Raw genomic sequence first — 4,412 nt, forward strand, 5'->3', positions numbered from 1 at the left:
GTTCAGTCCGTAGATCTCGTCCCTCGATATCGATCCAGGCATGCCGCGTAGAGGGAATCCATGACGGACTCAGGTGATGGCCTCAATGCGTTCCATGTGCTCCTTGCCGCCCCGCCCGCCGTCGCCTGCGGCCTGGGCATCTACGCCTGCGCCACCGACTGCGGCCGTGCGTACGGCCACGGCGGCGCCGCACCCGGTTACCTGACCTACGCACTCAACAGCCGTGACGGGCGCGAGCAACTCGTCGCCCACACCAACTGGAGCTGGTTCACCGACACGGGGATCGACGAGGATTTCTGGGCTGCATTCGAGCGGGGTTACTGCCGGACGTCCGGATGGACCGCGGCGCCGGGCGGTACGGACTGACGTCACCCGGGGCCGCGGCGCGAGCCCCGGGGCGGGGACTCTTCCGCGCGCGTCCGCCCCGGGCTCACTCGCACTTGGCGAGAGCTGTTCGCCGCTCCCGGCGCCTGCGTTGCTCGGTGACGTCGGCGACGGGGGCCGACAGCAGGAGGGTCCGGGTGTAGGGGTGGTCCGGCGTGCGGGTGAGTGTGTCCGCGTCCCCGGTCTCGACGATCTCGCCGCGGTGGATCACGGCGACGCGGTGGCTCATGCGCCGGACGACCGACAGGTCGTGGGAGACGAAGAGGTAGGCGACCCCGGTCTCCTCCTGGATGTCCAGGAGGAGATCGAGCACGGTCGCCTGCGTGGTGAGGTCGAGCGCGGAGACCGGTTCGTCGCAGACGACGAGACGGGGCCGCAGGGCCAGGGCGCGGGCGATGGCGACCCTCTGCCGCTGGCCGCCGGAGAACTCGCGCGGCAGTCGGCCGGCGGCGTCGCCCGGCAGCCGGACCTGCTCCAGGAGGCCGTCGACCCTGCCGCGGGCGTCGCGGGCGTCGATCCCCTGGGCGAGGAGGGGCTCGGAGAGGGTGTCGCCGATGGTCCGTGCCGGGTTCAGCGAGGTGTAGGGGTCCTGGAAGATGACCTGGAGCTCGCGGCTCAGCGCGCGGCGGCGGGCGGTGCTCGCCGTGTCGACGCGTTCGCCGTCGAAGGTGACGGTTCCGGAGGCGACGGGGACCAGGCCCAGGATCGCGCGGCCGATGGTGGTCTTGCCGGAGCCGGACTCCCCGACGAGCCCAAGTGTCTCGCCGGGCCTGATGTGGAGGTCTACGCCCTTGAGCACCTCGGTGCGCGGAGCCCGCCATCCCTTCCCGGGAAACGACACCCGCAGATCCCGTACGGACAGCAGGGCTTCGGCGTGGTCGGTGGTCATGCGGAGACGCTCCTTGTCGGGCGGGGCCGCCAGGGTTCCCTTGCGGGGGCGGAGTCGAGGACGGCGGCGAGGAGGTCGCGGGTGTAAGGGTCCTGGGGATCGTGAAGTACCTGTTCGGCGGTGCCGGTCTCCACGACGCGGCCCTGGTTCATCACGGCGACCCGGTCGCAGAGGTCGGCGACCACACCGAGGTTGTGGGTGACGAGCAGGACGCCCAGGCCGCGCTCCTCACGCAGTCGGCGCAGCAGGTCGAGGATCTCGGCCTGGACACGCACGTCCAGAGCGGTGGTGGGTTCGTCGGCGATCAGCAGGGCGGGGTCGCAGGAGATCGCGCCGGCGATGAGGACGCGCTGGGCCATGCCGCCGGAGATCTCGTGCGGGTAGCGGCGCACGACCTGCTCGGGCGCCGGGATCTCGACCTGGCGGAGCAGCTCGACGGCCCGCTCGGCGGCTTCCTTGCGGGACAGGCGGAGTATCTGCCGCATCGGCTCGGCCAGTTGGCTGCCGACGGTGAAGGCCGGGTCGAGATTGCTCATGGGCTCCTGCGGGATGTACGCGACCGTCGTGCCGCGCAGCGCACGGTGCTCCCGCTCCGCGAGCCCCGCGATCTCGCGGCCGGTCACCAGGATGCTGCCGGTGCTGAGACGGCCGCCCTCGGGGAGGATGCCGAGGACCGAGAACGCGGTCTGTGTCTTGCCCGACCCCGACTCGCCGACGAGGCCGACGATCTCGCCACGGCGGACGTCGAGGTCGACACCGTGGACGACCTCCTTGTCGGTGCCGTCGTGCTGGGCGTAGGCGACCCTGACTCCGCGCAGGGAGAGGAGATCGGCGCGCTCGGCGGTACCGGCTCCGGGGGACGGTACTGCACTGGCTTCGGCCGGCGGCACGGTACCGGTCCTGGGCGGCGGCACCGTACCGGTCACGGCCGACGACACCGCCCCGGCCCCGGCCGGCGGTACTGGGGCGTTCGCACGGCGCCCGACCCGCCCGGTCTGCCGGCCCGTACGGTCCTCCAGGACGTCCCGCAGCGCCGCGGCGAGCAGCACGAGGGCGGCGTTGGTGAGGCCGAGGGCGAGCCCGGGCCACAGCAGGAGAGCGGGCGCGCGCTGGATGTTCTGGAACGCCTCGTTGAGCATGGCGCCCCAGGTGGCCTCGGAGCCGCTGCCGACGCCCAGGAACTCCAGTCCCGCCTGGAGGGCGATCGCGATGCCCGCGACCAGGGCGGTCTGGATGATGATCGGACCCCGGACGACCGTGAGGACGTGCCGGGCCACGATGCGGGCGTCGGACAGGCCGGAGACCCGGGCGGCGTCCACGTACAGTTCGCCGCGGACGTTGGCGACGATGCCGCGCACCAGCCGGAAGAAGCTCGGCGCGGCGAGCACTCCGAGGACGATCATGAGGACCCATACGTTCGGGCCGAGGATCGCGCGGGAGGCGAGCAGTACGACCATGGCGGGCAGCGCCATGACGAGGTCGACCGTCCAGTTGGCGGCGGCGTCGAACCAGCCGCCGCGGTATCCGGCGTACAGGCCGGCCGGGACTCCGAGGGCGAGCGCGAGGGCCAGCGCGATCACGGCCCCGCCGAGTGTGTTGCGCCCGCCGTGGAGCAGGCGCGACAGGATGTCGCGTCCGGCGGAGTCCATGCCGAGGGGGTGGGCGGGGCTCGGACCGGCGAAGGCGTCGGCGAGGGAGGAGTCGGCCGGGCCCTGGGGCGCCAGGAAGGGTGCCAGGAGTGAGCCGGCGATCAGGAGGACCAGCACCGTGAGGGATGCGACAGCGAGTGGATTGCGCAGCAGCCGCCGCGCCGTGCCGCGCCGGGAACGGGCCGTTGGTGCTGGTGCTGGTGCTGGTGCTGGTGCTGGTGCTGGTGCTGGTGCTGGTGCTGTGGCCAGTGAGGGCTGGGCCGGGCGGTCGTCGCGTACACGGTCGTCGCTCTTGCGGTTCGCGCTCTTCCGGTTCGCGCTCTCGCGGTTCTCGCTCACGCGATCCTCGCCTTCGGGTTGAGCCAGCCGATCACGATGTCGACCAGGAGGTTGATCAGGACGACACCGATCACGGTCAGCATGACGAGCGCCATGATCACGGGAATGTCGCCGCGGGTGGTGTACGTGACGGTCATGCTGCCGATGCCGGGCAGCCCGAAGATCTGCTCCACGAGCACCGCGCCGCCGAGGAGCCCGACGAACTGCATGCCGAGTACGGAGAGCCCGGGGGCGGAGGAGTTGCGCAGGACGTGCTTGAGGACGATCCGGCGCTCGGACAGTCCACGGGCCCGGAGTGTGCGCACGTAGTCCTGGCGCATGACGTCGATGACGGCGCCGCGGACCTGCTGCGAGACGCCCGCGACGGCTGCCACGGAGAGGGAGGCGACGGGGAGGGTCACGGTCGCCAGCCAGCCGCTGGGGGACTCGGTGAAGGGTGTGTACCCGATGGCCGGGAACCAGTTCAGCTGCACGGCGAAGACCAGGACGAGGACCAGGGTCACGAGGAAGCCGGGCAGCGCGTAGCCGACGACGCCGAGGAGCTGGACGAAGCGGTCCACGGGGCCGCGCCGCACCCCGGCCCAGACACCGAGCAGGAGGGACAGCAGTGCCGTCACGAGGGTGACGCCGAGCATCAGGCTCAGGGTGACCGGCAGCCGGTTGGCGACGGCGAGGGTGACGTCCTCGCTGGAGAACCAGGAGGTGCCGAGGTCGCCGCCGACGGCGTGCGTGAGCCAGTCCGTGTACTGGAGGAGCACCGGCCGGTCGAGACCGAGTTCGGCATTCCTGGCGTCGACGGCGCCCTGTGGCGCGCCGGGCCCCAGCAGTTGGCGGCCGACGTCGGTGTCAGGGATCGACAACAGCAGGTAGGAGAGCAATGAGATGACGAGAAGGAGCACCGCTCCCGCTCCGATTCTGCGTGCGATGAAGTTCAACATGAGTCTCGGTATCCGTGACCGGCGGCCGCATCGGCCGGCATGAATCGCGCCCGGGCCAAAGCCCGTCGGGAGAGCGTCGGGAGAGCCCTGTTCAGGCGCGGAGGAACGTCCCCGGCGAGACCGTGGACGAGAACGACGGTCACCCTACCCACAGAATTAACCAAGTCGGAGGCCAAGCGGTCTTAGGAAGACAATTCACGTAAGCAACTCCTT

At 71.2% G+C, this 4,412-nt stretch carries 4 protein-coding genes; 1 reads left to right on the plus strand and 3 read right to left on the minus strand.

The features are described 5' to 3' along the window. Window positions 1–60 precede the first annotated feature (60 nt). A complete protein-coding gene (locus tag ABEA26_RS35160; RefSeq protein ID WP_345598040.1) occupies window positions 61–366 on the plus strand; it encodes a hypothetical protein in 306 nt (101 codons plus the stop codon). A gap of 64 nt (window positions 367–430) precedes the next feature. On the opposite strand, the gene ABEA26_RS35165 is transcribed toward ABEA26_RS35160, so the two are convergent. The 3 genes from ABEA26_RS35165 to ABEA26_RS35175 all read right to left on the minus strand — a co-directional run bounded on the left by ABEA26_RS35165 (window position 431) and on the right by ABEA26_RS35175 (window position 4,199). Then, a complete protein-coding gene (locus ABEA26_RS35165) occupies window positions 431–1,273 on the minus strand; it encodes an ATP-binding cassette domain-containing protein (protein ID WP_345598041.1) in 843 nt (280 codons plus the stop codon). Continuing rightward, on the minus strand, window positions 1,270–3,075 hold the full coding sequence (locus ABEA26_RS35170) for a dipeptide/oligopeptide/nickel ABC transporter permease/ATP-binding protein (protein WP_345598044.1): 1,806 nt from the start codon (window positions 3,073–3,075) through the stop codon (window positions 1,270–1,272). Before ABEA26_RS35170 ends, ABEA26_RS35165 begins: the two co-directional genes overlap by 4 nt. 182 nt (window positions 3,076–3,257) lie before the next feature. Beyond that, the gene (locus ABEA26_RS35175; protein WP_345598042.1) at window positions 3,258–4,199 is read right to left on the minus strand and encodes an ABC transporter permease; all 942 of its coding nucleotides are present in this window, start codon (window positions 4,197–4,199) and stop codon (window positions 3,258–3,260) included. Window positions 4,200–4,412: the final 213 nt, after the last annotated feature.

It is taken from the genome of Streptomyces marokkonensis (assembly GCF_039539045.1).
Lineage (GTDB): Bacteria > Actinomycetota > Actinomycetes > Streptomycetales > Streptomycetaceae > Streptomyces > Streptomyces marokkonensis.

Excerpts from the sequence above, each read along its gene's own strand:
- ABEA26_RS35165 (WP_345598041.1), bottom strand. The coding sequence starts at position 1,273 with ATGACCACCGACCACGCCGAAGCCCTGCTGTCCGTACGGGATCTGCGG.
- ABEA26_RS35160 (WP_345598040.1), top strand. The coding sequence starts at position 61 with ATGACGGACTCAGGTGATGGCCTCAATGCGTTCCATGTGCTCCTTGCC.
- ABEA26_RS35175 (WP_345598042.1), bottom strand. The coding sequence starts at position 4,199 with ATGTTGAACTTCATCGCACGCAGAATCGGAGCGGGAGCGGTGCTCCTT.